The 17,091-nt window shown below is 67.5% G+C and carries 11 protein-coding genes and 1 pseudogene; 9 read left to right on the top strand and 3 right to left on the bottom strand.

Going from position 1 to position 17,091, the window contains the following annotated elements; all coding sequences use genetic code 11:
- The first annotated feature begins 371 nt into the window (after window positions 1-371).
- The 9 genes and pseudogenes from KRX55_RS11230 to KRX55_RS11940 all read left to right on the top strand — a co-directional run bounded on the left by KRX55_RS11230 (window position 372) and on the right by KRX55_RS11940 (window position 14,018).
- Window positions 372-2,360, top strand: a complete 1,989-nt coding sequence (locus tag KRX55_RS11230; RefSeq protein ID WP_218407817.1) for an alpha/beta hydrolase-fold protein — start codon at window positions 372-374, stop codon at window positions 2,358-2,360.
- Window positions 2,360-2,914, top strand: coding sequence for a DUF732 domain-containing protein (locus KRX55_RS11225; protein WP_218407816.1), 555 nt, complete (start codon window positions 2,360-2,362; stop codon window positions 2,912-2,914). The genes KRX55_RS11230 and KRX55_RS11225 overlap by 1 nt, the downstream gene beginning before the upstream one ends.
- A 5-nt stretch (window positions 2,915-2,919) precedes the next feature.
- Window positions 2,920-3,900, top strand: coding sequence for a cutinase family protein (locus tag KRX55_RS11220; protein ID WP_218407815.1), 981 nt, complete (start codon window positions 2,920-2,922; stop codon window positions 3,898-3,900).
- Between the two features lie 109 nt (window positions 3,901-4,009).
- Entirely contained in the window at window positions 4,010-5,854 is a 1,845-nt protein-coding gene (locus KRX55_RS11215) for a FadD32-like long-chain-fatty-acid--AMP ligase (RefSeq protein ID WP_218407875.1), read from the top strand.
- Between the two features lie 168 nt (window positions 5,855-6,022).
- On the top strand, window positions 6,023-10,855 hold the full coding sequence (gene pks13 / locus KRX55_RS11210; protein WP_255567800.1) for a polyketide synthase Pks13: 4,833 nt from the start codon (window positions 6,023-6,025) through the stop codon (window positions 10,853-10,855).
- Between the two features lie 24 nt (window positions 10,856-10,879).
- On the top strand, window positions 10,880-12,430 hold the full coding sequence (locus KRX55_RS11205; RefSeq protein WP_218407814.1) for an acyl-CoA carboxylase subunit beta: 1,551 nt from the start codon (window positions 10,880-10,882) through the stop codon (window positions 12,428-12,430).
- Between the two features lie 87 nt (window positions 12,431-12,517).
- Complete coding sequence (locus KRX55_RS11200; protein ID WP_218407813.1) at window positions 12,518-12,793, top strand: hypothetical protein; 276 nt, start codon at window positions 12,518-12,520, stop codon at window positions 12,791-12,793.
- A 539-nt stretch (window positions 12,794-13,332) separates the two neighbouring features.
- Window positions 13,333-13,788: a hypothetical protein gene (locus KRX55_RS11195; RefSeq protein ID WP_218407812.1), complete on the top strand. Its 456-nt coding sequence runs from the start codon at window positions 13,333-13,335 to the stop codon at window positions 13,786-13,788.
- A gap of 3 nt (window positions 13,789-13,791) precedes the next feature.
- A pseudogene (locus KRX55_RS11940) lies at window positions 13,792-14,018 on the top strand (helix-turn-helix transcriptional regulator).
- A gap of 155 nt (window positions 14,019-14,173) precedes the next feature.
- On the opposite strand, the gene KRX55_RS11190 reads toward KRX55_RS11940, so the two are convergent.
- From KRX55_RS11190 to KRX55_RS11180, 3 genes are all read right to left on the bottom strand, one after another.
- Complete coding sequence (locus tag KRX55_RS11190; RefSeq protein ID WP_218407811.1) at window positions 14,174-14,662, bottom strand: DUF3054 domain-containing protein; 489 nt, start codon at window positions 14,660-14,662, stop codon at window positions 14,174-14,176.
- An 89-nt stretch (window positions 14,663-14,751) separates the two neighbouring features.
- Window positions 14,752-15,918 carry an N-acetylglucosamine-6-phosphate deacetylase gene (gene nagA, locus KRX55_RS11185; protein ID WP_218407810.1) on the bottom strand — a complete coding sequence of 389 codons (1,167 nt, stop codon included), beginning with the start codon at window positions 15,916-15,918 and terminating at the stop codon, window positions 14,752-14,754.
- A gap of 101 nt (window positions 15,919-16,019) precedes the next feature.
- Window positions 16,020-16,856, bottom strand: a complete 837-nt coding sequence (locus KRX55_RS11180) for a DeoR/GlpR family DNA-binding transcription regulator (protein WP_218407809.1) — start codon at window positions 16,854-16,856, stop codon at window positions 16,020-16,022.
- Window positions 16,857-17,091: the final 235 nt, after the last annotated feature.

The raw sequence follows: 17,091 nt of genomic DNA, 5'->3' as shown, positions 1-17,091 counted from the left end.
ACGGACGGGATGATCCGGTTCGGTGGCGGGGGGCTGCCGGCCCGTGGGTCACGGGTCGTCGTGCCGTGTCACGTGTCTTCGTGCGGGGTGTCGTCGGCGTGTCGCGCCGTCAATGTCGACGAACAGCGGCGAGCTACCTAAACTTAAAGTCGATCTTTAGGGTCTGGCCGGGCACCGGTACAGCGGTAAGTAACGGTCCGACCCCCGAGCAACGACATAACCGAAGAAGAGCCGGTGGCGGTGTCGCCGTTCGTTCCGGGGGAGGGGAACTCCCGGAGCGGGACGGTAGGCTGTTACGTGCCACCGGATCCACCGGTCGGCCGGTTCTCCGGCGACCATTGATCTCAAGAACCGATACAAAGGACACCTTCATGCGCGACACCGCATCCAACAGCAGCCGGCGCTTTCACCGGATCGCACTCGCTGCAGTTCCCACCGCCCTCGCTCTGGGCGTCGGCCTCCTCTCCCCGGTCGCCTCGGCCGAGCAGTCGACGATCCTGGCACAGAGTTCCCAGCTCGGGGGTCTGCCCGGTGCGATCGGTCCCACCGGTGGAATCTCCGACTACCTCAAGGAAAACAATGTCCCGGAGCGCACCCCGGTAAAGACGGAGTACCCCGACATCCAGGGTCTCCCGGAGGGGGTCGACGTGGTCCGCCAGGAATGGCTGGGCACGCACCGTATCGCTCTGTTCATCAAGTCGGCGGCGATGCCGGAACAGCTGATGCAGGTCCAGATCCTGCTCGCCCGTGACTGGTACTCGCAGCCGAACGCCACCTTCCCGAGCGTGTGGCTGCTCGACGGCCTGCGTGCCGTGGACGAGGAGTCCGGCTGGACGCTGCACACGAACGCGGAGCAGTTCTTCGCCGACAAGAACGTCAACGTGATCATGCCGATCGGCGGCGAGGCATCCTTCTACACCGACTGGAACCGCCCCGACAACGGCAAGAACTACCAGTGGGAGACCTTCCTCACGCAGGAACTCCCGGCCGTGCTGAACCAGGGCTACCGCGCCAACGGTGAGCGCGCCCTCGTCGGCCTCTCGATGGGCGGCACCGCCGCCGTCAACATCGCGGAACACCGTCCCGACCTCTTCAAGTTCGTCGGCTCGTTCTCGGGCTACCTGGACACCACGTCCACGGGTATGCCCCTGATGATCTCCGGCGCGCTCCGGGAGGGCGGCGGCTACAACGCCGACGCCATGTGGGGCCCGGCGGGTTCCCAGCGCTGGATCGACAACGACCCGAAGCTCGGCATCGAGGCGCTGAAGGGCAAGACCGTCTACGTCTCCGCCGGTTCGGGCCGCGACGACTTCGGTGAGCCCGGTTCCGTCGCCACCGGACCATCCAACCAGGCGGGCAAGGGACTCGAGGTCATCGCGCGTATGACATCGGAGACCTTCGTCGCGGCGGCGAAGGAGGCTGACGTCCCCGTCATCGCCATGTTCCGCCCGTCCGGGGTCCACAACTGGCCCTACTGGCAGTTCGAACTGACCCAGGCGTGGCCGTACATCGCCGACACCCTCGCCCTCAAGGAAGAGGACCGCGGTGCGGACTGTGTCGCGATCGGTGCGATCGCGCAGGCGACCGCCTCCGGCGCGTGGGGCAACTGCGTGAACAACGAGTACGACGTCGTCGCCGGAGACGGCGACGCAGGCAAGGCGCAGGACTTCCGCGGCGGCCAGGCGTACTGGTCCCCGGACACCGGGGCACACGTGGTCATCGGCCGTATCGCCGCACGCTACGCGGAGCTCGGCGGGCCGGGTTCGTTCCTCGGCTTCCCGAAGACCAACGAGCTGAGCACGCCGGACGGCAAGGGACGTTTCGTGCACTTCGAGAACGGGTCCATCTACTGGACCCCGGAGACCGGCGCGCGCGAGATCCCGGGCGACATGTTCGAGGCCTGGGGCGATCAGGGCTGGGAGACCGGCGTACTCGGATATCCGGTGGACGTGGCCAAGGAGCTCGAGGGCAGCTGGATCCAGCAGTTCCAGGGTGGCTACGTCATCCGAACCCCGAAGAACGGGACGTTCTGGTCCCGTGGCCTCATCGCCCGCAAGTACGGCGAGATGAAGGCGACCGCGTCGAAGCTCGGCGCACCGACCTCCAACGAGATCCTCATCCCGGGGGGTGCGCTCCAGAACTTCGACAACGGCACGATCTACTGGTCCGCCTCCACCGGTGCACACGCCGTGTACAACGGCGACATCCGTGACCACTGGGGCAGGAACGATTGGGAGCGGGGCAAGTTCGGCTGGCCGACCGGTGACCTCCAGGAGATCCCGGCCGGAGGACTCCAGCAGTCCTTCCAGCACGGAACGATCAAGCAGGTCAACGGCAGAATCGTCGAGGAAATGAACTGATGCGCAGGTTTTCCCTTCCCCTGCTGACCGTCGCGGTACTCGCGCTCGCCGGATGCGGCGGAGCCACCTCGGAGAGCGACGACGTCTCCGCGACCACCGCAACCACCTCCGCACTGCCCAAGGCGGATACGCGGACCTCCGGGGCCGGTGACTCCGACGGGGAGAAGTCCACCCGGGAATCGGGGGAGGCGGAGCTCTCCACCTCCAGTCCGGAACGCCGGGAGGCGGCACCGGCGCCGGTCGTGCCCGCGGTTCCCGAGCCCCGGGACGGCGCGGCGAAGGAGATCGACGAGATCCCCGGCCTCGCCCAGGAACGGAGCCCCGCCGATCTGGACTACCTGAAGGCCCTCAGGGACGGCGGAATCTCCGTCGACGGCGTCGAGGACCAGATGATCGGTGCCGCAGCCGAGGTGTGCCGCTCGGCGGCCAGCGGTGTGGAGAACTACACGCTGGAGGCTGTCGCCGGCCAGCTCGTCGAACAGGAGCGTGCATCCGCACCGGTCCCGGAGATCGCTGATCGGATTGCCTCCGCCGCTAAGTCGGCGTACTGCTAGACGGTATGAAAAAAACGCTGACAGTCCTGGCCGTCATTGTCGTCGTCGGCCTCATCGCGGTGGGTACATGGCGGTGGGCCAACGACGAGGGGGGCATTCCCGGCCAGGACTCGGGCGAGCCCGGCGGGCCCGCCGCCACCGGTCCGGTGCAGCCGGACTGGTGCCCGGACGTCGAGGTCATCGCCGCGCCGGGAACCTGGGAGTCATCGCCCGCGGACGATCCGGTGAACCCGTCGTTCAACCCCAACTCCTTCCTGCTGACGGTCACCCGACCGCTGCAGAACACCTATCCCGCGGACCGGGTGAAGGTGTGGACGCTGCCGTACACCGCGCAGTTCCGCAACATCAACGCCGACCGTGAGATGACGTACGACGAGTCCCGCAACGAAGGCACGTCCACGCTGGAGAACGAGCTCCGGATCACCCACGGCGACTGTCCCCTCACCGACTTCATCATGACGGGTTTCTCCCAGGGCGCGGTCATCGTCGGTGACGTCGCGAGTGAGATCGGCAACGGCCACGGGGCCGTGCCGGCCGAACGGGTCAGGGGTGTCGCCCTGGTCGCGGACGGCCGCCGCGAGCCCGGTGTCGGGCAGGCCGTGGGTAACCCGGTGTCCGGTGTCGGTGCCGAGATCTCGCTCGAACTGCTGAACCCGGCGGTGCAGATCATCACCCCGGGTGCCACGATGCGGGGTCCCCGGGACAGCGGCTTCGGTGTCCTGGACGGCCGGACCTTCCAGGTCTGCGCCCCGAACGACCACATCTGCGATGCCCCGCTGGGCGTGGGCAATGCTGTGGAGCGTGCCCAGGGCCTGATCGAGAACAACGGGGTGCACGCCCAGTACGCGACGAATCCGAACGTCTTCCCGGGGTCGACCACCACGCAGTGGCTGATCGGCTGGATCTCCGGTCTCATCGACGGGGCTCCGGCCCCTGTGCAGGCGCCCGAATCAGGGGCGGTCAATTCAGTGCCTCCGGTGCCCTGACACCGCGCGTCGGCGTGGGTTTCGTCGGCAAAGTAATACACTGGACCAAACTTACGATGCAGATTTCGGTGCCGGACAGCACGCACCTCACCGACGAACGAGGAGAATGATGGATCTCAAGGCGGCAATGGGCCAGTTCTTTGATGACAAGGGCCAGATCAACCTTCCCGAGCAGCTGACGCTGGCCGGACTGTGCGAGACCCTCTACATGGTGGAGGCCGCCTCCGGTGGCGCGGACCGTGAGTGCCTCCGGTTCTGGGACTACTCCGCGAACCGAGAGGGGGACCGCACGGACTACTCGCGGAAGCAGATCAACACCCGAATCAAGGCCGTCGCCGCCCGACTCCAGCAGATCGGGACCCTCGGGGACCGGGTCGCGGTGCTCGCCGGCAACAGCCCGGAGTACATGTTCGGCTTCCTCGGCGCGATGTACGCAGGCATGGCCCCGATCCCGCTGTACGATCCGACGGAACCCGGTCACGGTGACCACCTGACGGCGGTGCTCGCGGACTGCGAGCCGAAGTTCATCCTGACGAACTCCGCGTCCGCGGCGGCCGTCCGCAAGCTGTTCGCGTCGCGCCCCGCCGCCGAACGCCCGCGCATCCTCACGATCGACGCGCTGCCGGACTCCCTCGCCGAGAGCTTCGTCAATCCCCTGGAGACCGAGGCGGGAAAGCAGCTCGCCGCATCCTCGACCTCTTCCCCGCTCGACCTCGTGGCCTTCCTGCAGTACACCTCCGGGTCGACGCGCACGCCCGCCGGCGTGGTGCTCACCAACCGGAACATCATGACCAACGTGCTGCAGATCTTCACCGCCGCGAACTTCAAGCTTCCGCTGCGGGTCGTCTCCTGGCTGCCGCTGCACCACGACATGGGCATCATCCTCGCCGCATTCTGCATCATCCTCGGACTGAAGATCGAGATGATGAATCCCCGCGACTTCATCCAGCAGCCCAGCCGCTGGCTGGAGCAGATCTCCGCCGGTGACGAGGGTGAGCACACCTACACCATCGTCCCGAACTTCGCCCTCGAGCTCGCCGTCCGCTACGGCCGTCCCGCCGAGGGGCAGGCCCTGGACCTCAGCCGGGTCGACGGACTGATCATCGGCTCCGAGCCGGTAACCCCGAAGGCCATCAACCAGTTCATCGAGACTTTCGGTGGCTACGGGCTGGACACCACCGCCATCCGGCCCTCCTACGGCCTCGCCGAGGCCTCGCTCATCGTCTCCACCCCGATGACCGAGAACCGACCCGTCATCACGTGGGTCGACCGGGAGCGTCTCAACGAGGGCACCGCCGTCGTCGTCGACGGCCCCGCCGACAACGCGGCCGCCCTGGTGTCCAACGGCCAGGTCGCCCGGCCCCAGCAGCTCGTCATCGTCGACCCCGAGACCCGTTGCGAGGTGCCCGACGGCACCGTCGGCGAGATATGGACCCACGGCGACAACACCGCCGCCGGATACCTCGACCGCCCCGAGGACACCGCGGAGACGTTCCGCAACACCCTCGCCGGGCGTCTGCCGGAGAACTCCCGCGCCGAGGGAGCCCCGGACGACGACCGCTGGATGGCCACCGGCGACCTCGGGCTCATCGTGGACAACGAGCTCTACATCACGGGCCGTCGCAAGGACCTCATCATCATCGCGGGCCGCAACCACTACCCGCAGGACATCGAGTACACCGTCGACCACGCCTCGGACCACATCCGGCCGGCCGCCATCGCCGCGTTCGCCGTTCCCGGCGATGATGTGGAGAAACTCGTCATCATCGCGGAGCGTGACCTGGGACGCGACGCGGACGGGGACGCCGCCGCCGTCGAAGCGATCCGTACCGCCGTGTCCAGCTCGCACGGTGTGGTGCCCGCGGACATCGTGATCGTCGGGCCCGACGAGATCAAACGCAGCTCCAGCGGTAAGATTGCGCGGAGGGTCTGCAGCCGCGACTATCTCGCATAGGGATCATCCGCCACCACCGTAGAGGCCCTCCATGGAATCCCCCCCGTGACACCCACGGGAGGGGAATCACGGGGGGTCGATGCGTTGTCGGAGGTGAAACATTCATCACGGCGGCAGAGATAGTTCATGAAGACCGAAATCACCACACGAAAAGAGTGAAGCCACCGTATGGATCACAGTCAGCAGTCCTCGTCGATGACCACCGCAGAACTACGTACGTGGTTGCGCGACTGGGTCGTGAGGACAACGGGTCTGCCTGAGGAGGAGATCACCGACGACAAGCCGATGGAGACCTTCGGGTTGTCCTCGCGTGACGTCGTGGTCCTCTCCGGTGAACTGGAGAACCTCGTCGGTACCCAGCTCGACGCGACGGTGGCGTACGAGTTCCCGACGATCGCGGCACTCGCCCGTCGCGTCATCGAGGGGCCCGTGGCGGTTCAGCGCAGTCCCCGGGCGCAGGCCGGGGTGCGCACCACATCGGCGGGCCGGACACCCGGCAGCCACGACATCGCGATCGTCGGAATGTCCGCCCGCTATCCGGGCGCGGGCAACCTCGACGAGATGTGGGATCTGCTGGTCAGCGGCCGCGACGGGGTGGGTGACCTGCCCATCGGCCGCTGGTCCGAGTACTCGGGCGATGACGTCATGGCGCGCAAACTGGCCGAGGTCAACACCACGGGCGGCTATCTCGAGGACATCGCGACCTTCGACGCAGAGTTCTTCGGGTTCTCACCCGTCGAGGCCGCCAACATGGACCCGCAGCAGCGTATCGTCCTCGAACTCGCCTGGGAGGCCCTCGAGAACGCGCACATCCCCGTGTCCTCGTTGCGCGGTGAGCCCGTGGGCGTCTACATAGGTTCGACGAACAACGACTACGGGATGCTCATCTCCGCAGATCCGGCGGAGGCGCACCCCTACGCGCTGACCGGAACGGCGAGCTCCATCATCCCGAACCGCATCTCCTACGCCTTCGACTTCCGGGGACCCTCGGTGTCCGTCGACACCGCATGCTCGTCGTCACTCGTCGCGATCCACCACGCCGTCCGGGCGCTGCGCGACGGCGACGCCACCGTCGCGCTCGCCGGTGGCGTCAACATCCTCTCATCACCGTTCATCTCCACGGCCTTCGGGGAACTAGGGGTGATCAGCCCGACCGGCAAGATCCACGCCTTCTCCGAGGACGCCGACGGTTTCATCCGCTCCGACGGAGCCGGCCTCGTCGTGCTCAAGCGCGTCAACGACGCCATAGCCGACGGTGATGAGATCCTCGCCGTGATCAAGGGAACGGCCGTCAACTCCGACGGCCGTTCCAACGGGCTGACCGCTCCGAACCCGGAGGCGCAGATCGACGTCCTCGAGCGTGCCTACGCGGACGCGGGCATCGATCCGGCCGTGGTCGACTACGTCGAGGCCCACGGCACCGGCACGATCCTCGGCGATCCGATCGAGGCCACCGCCCTGGGGGCGGTGCTCGGAGCGGACCGCGACGCCGCGGACCCGATGCTGCTCGGCAGCGCGAAGACGAACTTCGGGCACACCGAGTCGGCGGCGGGGGCCGCGGGCCTGATCAAGGTCGTCCTCGGCATGCGTAACGGCGTGATCCCCCCGTCGCTGAATTTCACAGGACCGAACCCCTACATCGACTTCGACGCCGAACACATCGAGGTCGTCGAGGACCCGCGCGAATGGCCCTGCTACTCGGGACGCCCCACCGCGGGCGTATCCGGTTTCGGCTTCGGCGGCACGAACGCGCACGCTGTGGTGCAGAACTTCGATCCGATGGACTACGACATCGAGCGCCCCGACGTCGAGGCGCAGCTCGATGACGGCCGGGCCGTCCTGCTGCCGGTCTCCGGCCTGCTGCCGTCCCGCCGCGCACGGGCCGCAGGCGTACTCGCCGAATTCCTCGAGGGCCGTCCGGACTCCGATCTGCCGAAGGTCGCGCGTTCCCTCGCGCGGCAGAACCACGGCCGTTCCGCGGCCGTGGTCACCGCGTCGACCGTCGCCGAGGCCGTCAAACGCCTGGGCATCGTCGCCGAACGCAGGAAGGGAGCCGGTATCGCGGTCGCTGATTCCCCCGCCCAGCCCGGCCCCGTGTTCGTCTACTCGGGATTCGGCTCACAGCACCGCAAGATGGCCAAGGACCTCTACGAGCTGTCGCCGCTGTTCCGCGAGCGGCTCGATGAACTCAACGAGATCATCGGCTTCGAGTCCGGATGGTCGCTGACCGACATCATCACCGACGACGAACAGACCTACGACACCGAGACGGCCCAGGTCGGCATCACCGCGATCCAGATCGCACTGACCGACCTGCTCGCACATCTGGGGGCGGTACCCGCCGCCGTCGCGGGTATGTCCATGGGAGAGATCGCCGCAGCCTACGCCGCCGGTGGACTCACCGCCGAGGACGCCATGCGGGTGGCCTGCCACCGTTCACGTCTGATGGGTGAGGGAGAGAAGTCGCTGCCCGAGGACCAGCTCGGTGCGATGGCCGTGGTGGAGTTCTCCGTCGACGAGCTGGACACCTTCATCGCCGCGAACCCCGACTTCGCGGGCATCGAGCCCGCCGTCTACGCCGGTCCGGGGATGACCACCGTCGGTGGACCCCGGGACGCCGTCGTCCGTTTCGTCGAACTGCTGGAGAAGCAGGAGAAGTTCGCCCGGCTGCTCAACGTCCGGGGCGCCGGGCACACCAGCGCCGTTGAACCGCTGCTCGGCGAACTCGCCGCGGAGACCTCCGACATCGAGCCCCGTCCGCTGAAGATCCCGCTCTACAGCTCCGTCGACCGTGGCGTGGTCTACCCGGCGGGTTCCGTCGTCCACGACACCGACTACTGGGTGCGCTGCACCCGGGGACAGGTCTGGTTCCTGGACGCGATCTCCCGCGTGTTCGCCGACGGTCACGAGATTCTCGTCGAGGTCTGCCCGAACCCCGTCGCCCTGATGGGGATGATGAACACCGCATTCTCGGTGGGTAAGCCCGACGCTCAGCTGCTGCACACCCTCAAGCGCAAGGTACCCCCGGCAGAGACCCTGCGGGAGCTCCTGTCCCGGCTCTACGTCGCGGGCCAGTCGATCGACCTCGGTCTGCTCCTCGGCGACGGCGAGCGCGTCGACGCACCCGGCGTGCGCTGGAAGCACCAGCGCTACTGGACCGCCGCCCGTCCGTCCTCGACATCGGTGTCCGGCATCCCCGGTAACCGGGTGGCCCTGCCGGACGGATCGGTGGCTTTCTCCATCCTCGCGGAGACCGTTCCGTCGACCCTCGCTCTCGTCGAGGCCGCCGCCGAGTCGCTGAACCCGGAGGTCACGGTCGTCGCCTTCGAAGAACGCGGTACCCTGCCGCCCTCGGGTGAGATCACGACGGTAGCCCGCCGCCATCTCGGCGGAGTGGACGTCACCGTCCACCGTATGCTCGGTGGCACCGCGACCCTCCTCGCGGAGGGCTTCGCCGCGGCGCACACCGGTGCCGGACCGGTGCCCGGTGGCGCGGGTGTGGGCAGCTACGACTCCGATTCCGAGGCCGCGGACCCGTCTGAGACGGGGCTGCCGGAGATCATCGTCGACGCCGTGCGTTGGGACCCCGCGAGCGGTGAGAGCGTCGAGGACCGGCTGCGGACCATCGTCAGTGAGTCCATGGGCTATGACGTCGATGATCTTCCGGGCGAACTCCCGCTGATCGATCTCGGCCTCGACTCCCTGATGGGCATGCGCATCAAGAACCGCATCGAGAACGACTTCCAGATCCCGCCGCTGCAGGTCCAGGCTTTGCGTGACGCGTCCGTCGCCGATGTCGTCGTCCTGGTCGAGCAGCTCGTCGCGGACCGCCACTCCGCACCCGGGGAACCGGAGTCGGCACCCGCACCGGTGGTTCCGGCCGCGCAGTCGACGACCGACACCCGGAACCCGGGCGTCGGTGTCGCACCCCGCGACGCGTCCGAACGACTGGTCTTCGCGACCTGGGCGACCCTGACGGGTAGCGCCGCGGCCGGCGTGACCAGCCAACTCCCCGAGATCGACGAGGAGACCGCCACCGCTATCGCGGAGCGACTCAGCGAACGCGCCGGCACCGGGATAACCGCAGAGCAGGTCCGTGGGGCACGGACCCTCGAACCGCTGGCGGATGCAGTGCGCGAGGGGCTCGAGACCGAGGTGGAGGGAAACATCCGCGTCCTGCGGCCCCGTGCCGAGGGCTCCGACAAGCCCGCCGTATTCATGTTCCACCCGGCCGGTGGTTCCTCGGTGGTGTACCAGCCACTGATGCGGCGGCTGCCGGAGGACGTCCCCGTCTACGGCGTCGAGCGCCTCGAGGGCTCCCTGGAGGAACGCGCCGCCGCGTACATCGACGAGGTCCGGACCTACTCCGACGGTCTGCCCGTGATCCTCGGCGGCTGGAGCTTCGGTGGTGCGCTGGCCTACGAGGTCGCGCACCAGCTCGTCGGCTCCGACATTGACGTCGAGCAGATCGTGCTGCTCGACACCGTGCAGCCCTCCGAACCGGTCCCGGACACGATGGAGGAGACCAAGGCGCGGTGGAAGCGTTACCAGGCCTTCGCGAAGAAGACCTACGGTCTCGACTTCCCGGTTCCCTTCGATCTCCTCGAGAGCGCCGGAGAGGAGGCGCTGCTGGCGATGATGGGTGATTTCCTCGCCAACACCGACCCCACCGAACACGGACTGTCCGCGGGTGTCCTCGAGCACCAGCGCGCCAGCTTCGTCGACAACCGGATCCTCGACAGGGTCGATCTGGGGCGCTGGGCGGATGTTCAGGCGCCGGTCCTGCTGTTCCGCGCGGAACGCATGCACGACGGCGCGATCGAGCTGGAACCACGGCTCGCGCGGATTGACCCGGACGGCGGATGGTCCGCTATCGTTAATGAGTTGGAGATCGTTCAATTGAGCGGCGACCATCTCGCCATCGTGGACGAGCCGGTCATCGGGACCGTCGGCGCACATCTCACCCGGCGCATCGAAGAGCTCGCCCGCGACGACAACTAGGACCAGAAGAGGTAAAGGGGCGACGTGACCGGCCACACCACCGCTGAAAAGCTCGCGGATCTGCACGCCAAACTCGCACGGGCGCAGGATCCGGGGAGTGAGAAAGCGCGCGCCAAGCGCGATGCCGCCGGCCTGACGACGCCCCGACACCGTATCTCCAGGCTTCTCGACGAGGGATCCTTCGTCGAGATCGGAGCCCTAGGGCGTACACCCGACACCCCGGACGCCCCCTACGGTGACGGTGTCGTAGCCGGATACGGCCGGATCGACGGGCGAACCGTCGCGGTCTACGCCCACGACAAGACCGTGTTCGGTGGTTCAGTCGGCGTGACCTTCGGCAAGAAGGTCTGCGAGGTGATGGACATGGCCATCAAGATCGGGTGCCCCGTCATCGGCATCAACGACTCGGGCGGCGCCCGCATCCAGGACGCCGTCACCTCTCTCGCCATGTACTCGGAGATCGCCCGTCGCCAGTTGCCCCTGTCGGGGCGCAGCCCGCAGATCTCGATCATGCTGGGCAAGTGCGCGGGCGGTGCGGTGTACGCGCCCGTCACCACCGACTTCGTCGTCGCCGTGGCGGACCGGTCCGAGATGTACGTCACCGGCCCCGAGGTGATCAAGAGCGTCACCGGCGAGGTCATCTCCTCGGCCGAACTCGGTGGTGCCGACGAGCAGATGCTGAACGGCAACGTCTCCTACGTCGCCACCGACGAGGAGGACGCGTACGACTACGTCCACGAACTCCTCGACCACCTGCCGAGTTCCTGCTTCGAGTCGGCGCCGGTGTACGACGCCGCGGACGACACTCCGACTGAACGGGACCTGGCGCTCGACTCGTTCATGCCGGATGACACCAATGCCGGGTACGACATGCACGATCTCCTCGACCAGATCTTCGACGATGAGGGTCTGCTGGAGATCCAGGCGGAGTACGCCCCGAACATGATCACCGGTTTCGCGCGCATCGACGGAAACAGCGTCGGGGTCGTGGCGAACCAGCCCATGTTCTACGCCGGTTGCATCGACGCGGACGCCGCCGACAAGTCCTCGCGTTTCATCCGGATCTGCGACGCGTACAACATCCCGCTGGTGTTCGTCGTCGACACCCCGGGCTATCTGCCCGGCGTCGAGCAGGAGAAGCTCGGTCTGATCCACCGTGGTGCGAAGCTCGGGTTCTCCGTCGTGGAGGCCACGGTGCCGAAGATCTCGCTCATCGTCCGCAAGGCCTACGGTGGTGCCTACGCCGTGATGGGCTCGAAGTCCCTCTCCGGTGACATCAACCTCGCGTGGCCGACCGCCCAGGTAGCCGTCATGGGGGCCGCCGCGGCCGTCGTGATGATCCAGGGTCGGCAGATCGCCGCCGCCCCGCCGGAGCAGCGCGAGTACATGAAGAAACTGTTCATGGACTTCTACGACGAGAACATGACCAGCCCCTACGTCGCGGCTGAACGCGGCTACATCGACGCAATGATCGAACCCAACCAGACGCGTGTGGCACTCCGGCAGGCCCTGCGGCAGCTGTCCACCAAGCGCGTTCCCGTGGAGCGGAAGAAGCACTCGATCATGCCGATGTGACCGGGACTTCCGGGAGGGGTGGCGGGCGCCGGTCCTGTGAACGGCAGGAACCACCGCTTGGTAGCCTGCGGGCGACCTTTTCCCGGGGTGAGCAGGCACAGTGCCGCGCAGACCAGAGCCGTCGTGGGCGTGGACTCCGCCCGTTCCACGGAACTGGCGGCGGTCGCCGTGAGAATCGCGAGTACGAGGGCGCTGAGCCATACCGTCGGGCTGTCCATCGCCGCACCGTACCCGGAGAAGGACAGTGGGCCGTGGACGGTACTCGGAGCGGTCGCGGGGGGAACGGGGTTTATTCCCGACGGCGGTGACCACCGGGGGCCGGGGCGGTGGATCGGATGTGGTGGACTGTGTTTCAGAGCGTGAACTGCACGGTACATCGAGGCGTCACGCAGTCCGTCGGTCCGATTGGCTCCGCCTGCTTTTCGCCCCGGGCGGTACCCCGCCAGCTTGATCCGTCGACTTCGGTGGGCAACCGCACGGGGTTTAGTTGACGATCACGGTGGCGGGGCGGGATTTTCCTCGGCCGGGTGTCCGGTCCGCGCAGGATGCGTACTTCCACGGCGCGGCTCAATCGGCGGCGTCCCGGTTGCACGCACTCCCCGGTGCACCACGTGTGAGCCCACGCACCGCACGCTGGAAGGGGGTGGCTGCACGGATACCGTCACATCGAGCTGGCTGGCCCGTCGACCGGACCGGCTTCCGGCCGGGTCGGGGCTTCGGCCCGCGGTTCCATCCGTACACAGCGGTGCTTTCTCGCGGGCGATGCTCGATCCGATGGCGGGGCACCCACCTCGCCCGCGGGCGGGGGTGTCCCGGTGGATGTCAAGGAACCTCGACCACGATGCTGGCCCGGCCGAGTCTCGGTCATGCCACGGAAACTTAAACCCGAGGAGCTGAAAAACATGAACGGGACCCGCACCCGATTCGGCCGGGCGAAGTTCGGCGGAACCCCGAAAACCCTGATCGCGCTCTCCCCGGTGAGCGGCATCATCGTCGCGGTCGGCTTCGGGAGCGTTGTGGCGCTGACGCGATTCACCGGGAACCCTCTGCTCGCGGTCACGGTGTTCAGCGTGTGCATCACCCCCGTGGCCACCGCCGGGACATGGGCGTTGATGGTTGACCGCGGGTCCATCGCGGGTGCCGTGGGGAGGCCCGGGGAATCGATCGAGAACCACTGGTACGCGCGAGCCGTGCAGGACACCTTTCATACGGCGCTGATCTCGGTTGGAGTGCTCGGTGTCGCATCGGTGTTCTGGGACTTCTCCGTGTCAGGATCCCTGATGGCGATATACGTCGGTTCTTTCCTGACGGGGGTGTTCGCCGTCGCCTTCGGTCTCCGCAAGCTGCGGGAAAGCTAGATCGTGGACAACAGGCTCAGGCAGCTACGTGAGCAGCACGGGCTGTCGCAACAGAAGTTGGCTGACGCCCTGGGGTGTCACGGCAGACCGTCATCAGCATCGAGAAGGGTCGCTACCACCCATCCCCGCCCCTGGCGTTCCAGCTGGCCGAACGCTCATCCTGCCGCATCGAGGACATATTCATCCCACATCCCGGGAGGGAGGCGGACCCGGGAGCCGTCCACGCGTGAACTCTCTCACGGCCGGATCGGTCGGCAGTGACCGGCACCCGCCCTTTCGACGGCCGTCGATCTCCTGACCGATATTCCGGGGGCGCTCGCCTTCGCGTACCGCGCGTGCGTTGAGCCGCTCCTGCGGCGCTAGAGGCACTGCGCGGGATGGGGCGCTACCTCAACCGGCGTTTCTCGTTTCGGGCACGGCGCCTGCGCAGCTCGCGGTCAGCCGCGCCGAAGCGGTTTCCCGTGCGAACCCACCCCATGCGGCGAGCCACTTTTCCGAAGACCCTCCACCCGAGCAGGAGCAGCCCGGACATGAGGCCCGCGACGATCATGAACGACCAGTGCGGGATCGCCGCGTGTGACATTCCCCATGCAGCCAGACCGGTCACCAGGGTGATCAGCCACACGGTGATTCCCCCGGGGTTCACCGGCAGGGGTCGACGGTGTTTCACCGAGAGGATCCCATATGCGACCAGGACCCCGACGAGAAACGGCCATGCCGTGGCCAGCCATCCGGAGATCGAGAATTCGAGCCCGTCACCGCGGTGTGCGAGCCGAGCCAGGAGAGCGAACAGGAGAATCGCGGTCAGGTCCGTCCGTAGTACCCGACGGTGGTCAACGAAGAAGGCGACAGGGGATTTCGGGGTTCTGCTCACGGGGGCTCCTCACTGCTGGCCTCTCGGCGGAAGGCCCCGACGCCGGTGTACGGCGTCGGGTATCTCACCCCTGACTCTACCCCTCCGGGTCAGGCCGGTTCGACAGCTTCGCCGGCTGCCCAGATGTGGGTGGGGAGCAGACTCTCCGGGTCGAGGATGAGGACGTCTCCGGGGTAGCCCTTGGCGATACGGCCGTAGCGGTCGTTCATTCCGATGCAGCGTGCGGCGTGTCCGGTGGCGGCGGCGACGGCGACATCGAGGGGAACGCCGACCTCGTGCACTGCGTTTGCCACCGCACGATCCATGGTGAGGGTGGATCCGGCGAGGGAATCACCTTCGGCGAGGCGGGCGACACCGTCGCGGACGTTCACCTTGAGCTGGCCGAGCATGTAGTCGCCGTCCGGGTTGCAGGTGGCGGACATCGCGTCGGTGACGAGTACGACGCGTTCCGGAGCCTCGAGGAACAGGGACCGGACGACCTGCGGGTGCACGTGGATCCCGTCGTTGATGACCTCGACCCACACCCGCTCGTCGCGGAGGGCGGCGATGACCGGGCCGGGGGCGCGGTGGTGGATGCCGTTCATTCCGTTGAATGCGTGGGTGAGCTGGGTGGCGCCGTTGTTGAAGGCCTCGCGGGAGGTCTCGTAGCTCGCGTTGGTGTGTCCGACCGCCGCGACCACGCCGTTCTCGACGAGCAGCTTCACCGCTTCGGTGCCGTTGGTGCGCTCCGGAGCGATGGTCATCTGGACGATGGTGCCCTCACCGGCGTCGAGGATCCGCCGGACGTTCTCGTCGGTGGGGTCCTTGAGCTCGTGTTCGGGGTGCGCACCCTTGTGCCCCGGATCCAGGAAGGGGCCTTCGGGGTGCAGGCCGATGACCCGCGGGTTGGTGCGGACGATCTCCGCACCCTCGCGGATGCGCTTCTCCATCAGATCCAGCGAGTCGGTGACGTAGGAGAGTACCGCGCGGGTGGTTCCGTGCGCCGCGTGCTTCGCCAGGGCTGTGGCGGTGGCCTCGGGGCCGTCGTCGTATGCGACGCCGCCGCCGCCGTGGTGGTGGACGTCGACGTAGCCGGGGACCACGGGTGCGCCCTGGGCGTCGATGACCTCGGCTCCGTCTGCGGGCCAGCCTCGGGAATCGGCGGTGGTTCCGACGTGGGTTATTACTCCGTCCTCGATACGCAGGGCGCCGTCGGGGGCGGTTCCGCCGATGGTGCCGTCGTAGAGGGCGGCTGAGTGAATGATCAGGGTGGACATGATTCAACGGTCCTTTTCGGGTTGTTGCGCGAGGTGGGTCGGGAAGATGCCCCGGCCCGGAGCTGAACTGTGGAGAACTGTCTTGATGGCATCACCGCCTGTCAGACCGCGGAACGCTGCGCGGAGGGGGTGCCGGCGTCCTGGTGGGCGATGATCACGTTGTATCCGAGCTGCGTCAGTCGCTGCGTCCACGCCGGATCGACATCGGAGTCGGTGACGATGGTGTTCACGGTGTCGATGCCGCCGAGTGAGGAGAACGAACGACGCCCGAACTTCGCGTGATCCGCGACGACGACCGGGGTGATGGCCCTGGTGGCCATCATCCGGTTCGTCTGGGCCTCGAACTCGTCGACGGTGCCGGGTCCGTTCTCGTCGATGCCGTTGGCACCGATGAATGCGACGTCCATGCTCAGCTGCCCCAGTACGGTCGCGCCGAGGGGGCCCGTCAACTCGTAGGAGTTGCCGTTGAGGACCCCTCCGATGAGCACGATCTTCATGTTCGTGCTGCCCGCCAGCAGATAGGCGATGTCGATGGCGTTGGTGACGACGGTGACGACCGGGTAGTTCGTCGGAACGTCGTTCGGAGACTGCTCCGCCGCCCATTCGACGAGCTGCTGGGCGATGGTTCCCACCGTGGAACCGCCCGACATGCCGACCACGCAACCGGGCTCGAGGTAGTTGAGGCAGTAGCGGGCGATGGTGGTCTTCTCCGTCAACTGCTGCATCCGTTTCTGGCGGACGGGCGTGTCGAAGGCGACGATGTTGCTCCGTGCGCCACCACGGGTCCGGCGCAGGAGGCCGCGCTCCGCGAGTGCATCGAGGTCACGGCGGGCGGTCGCCGGGGAGATGTCGAGATCATCGACGAGCTGCTCGACGGTGACCGTGCCGGTGTCGGCGATGGTGTCGAGAATCGTGGTGAGTCGCTCGCTGCGGATCATCGCGGTTCCTCCTGCACTGAAGTGCGTGAATCCTGCGCAACCGGGGGTGCGCATCGCAGGGACAGGGAAAAGTGGGGGCGTCCGGGCGCCCCGCCCGGGCCGGGTGGGGCGGCCGGGAGACTGGCCGGGGAGGGGGTTAGATACAGGTGGGGAGCGCGCGGGGGGTGGGGCGGGGTGGGGGCGCAGTGGCGCCCGGCCCGCCAGGGGGGACGTGGGGGGAGCCGGGGACCGAGGG

Origin of the sequence: Corynebacterium sp. TAE3-ERU16 (assembly GCF_019209935.1) — a bacterium.
Classification (GTDB): Bacteria; Actinomycetota; Actinomycetes; order Mycobacteriales; family Mycobacteriaceae; genus Corynebacterium; species Corynebacterium antarcticum.
Note: the sequence above shows the minus strand (reverse complement) of the source record. Positions and strands in the feature narration are given on the sequence as shown.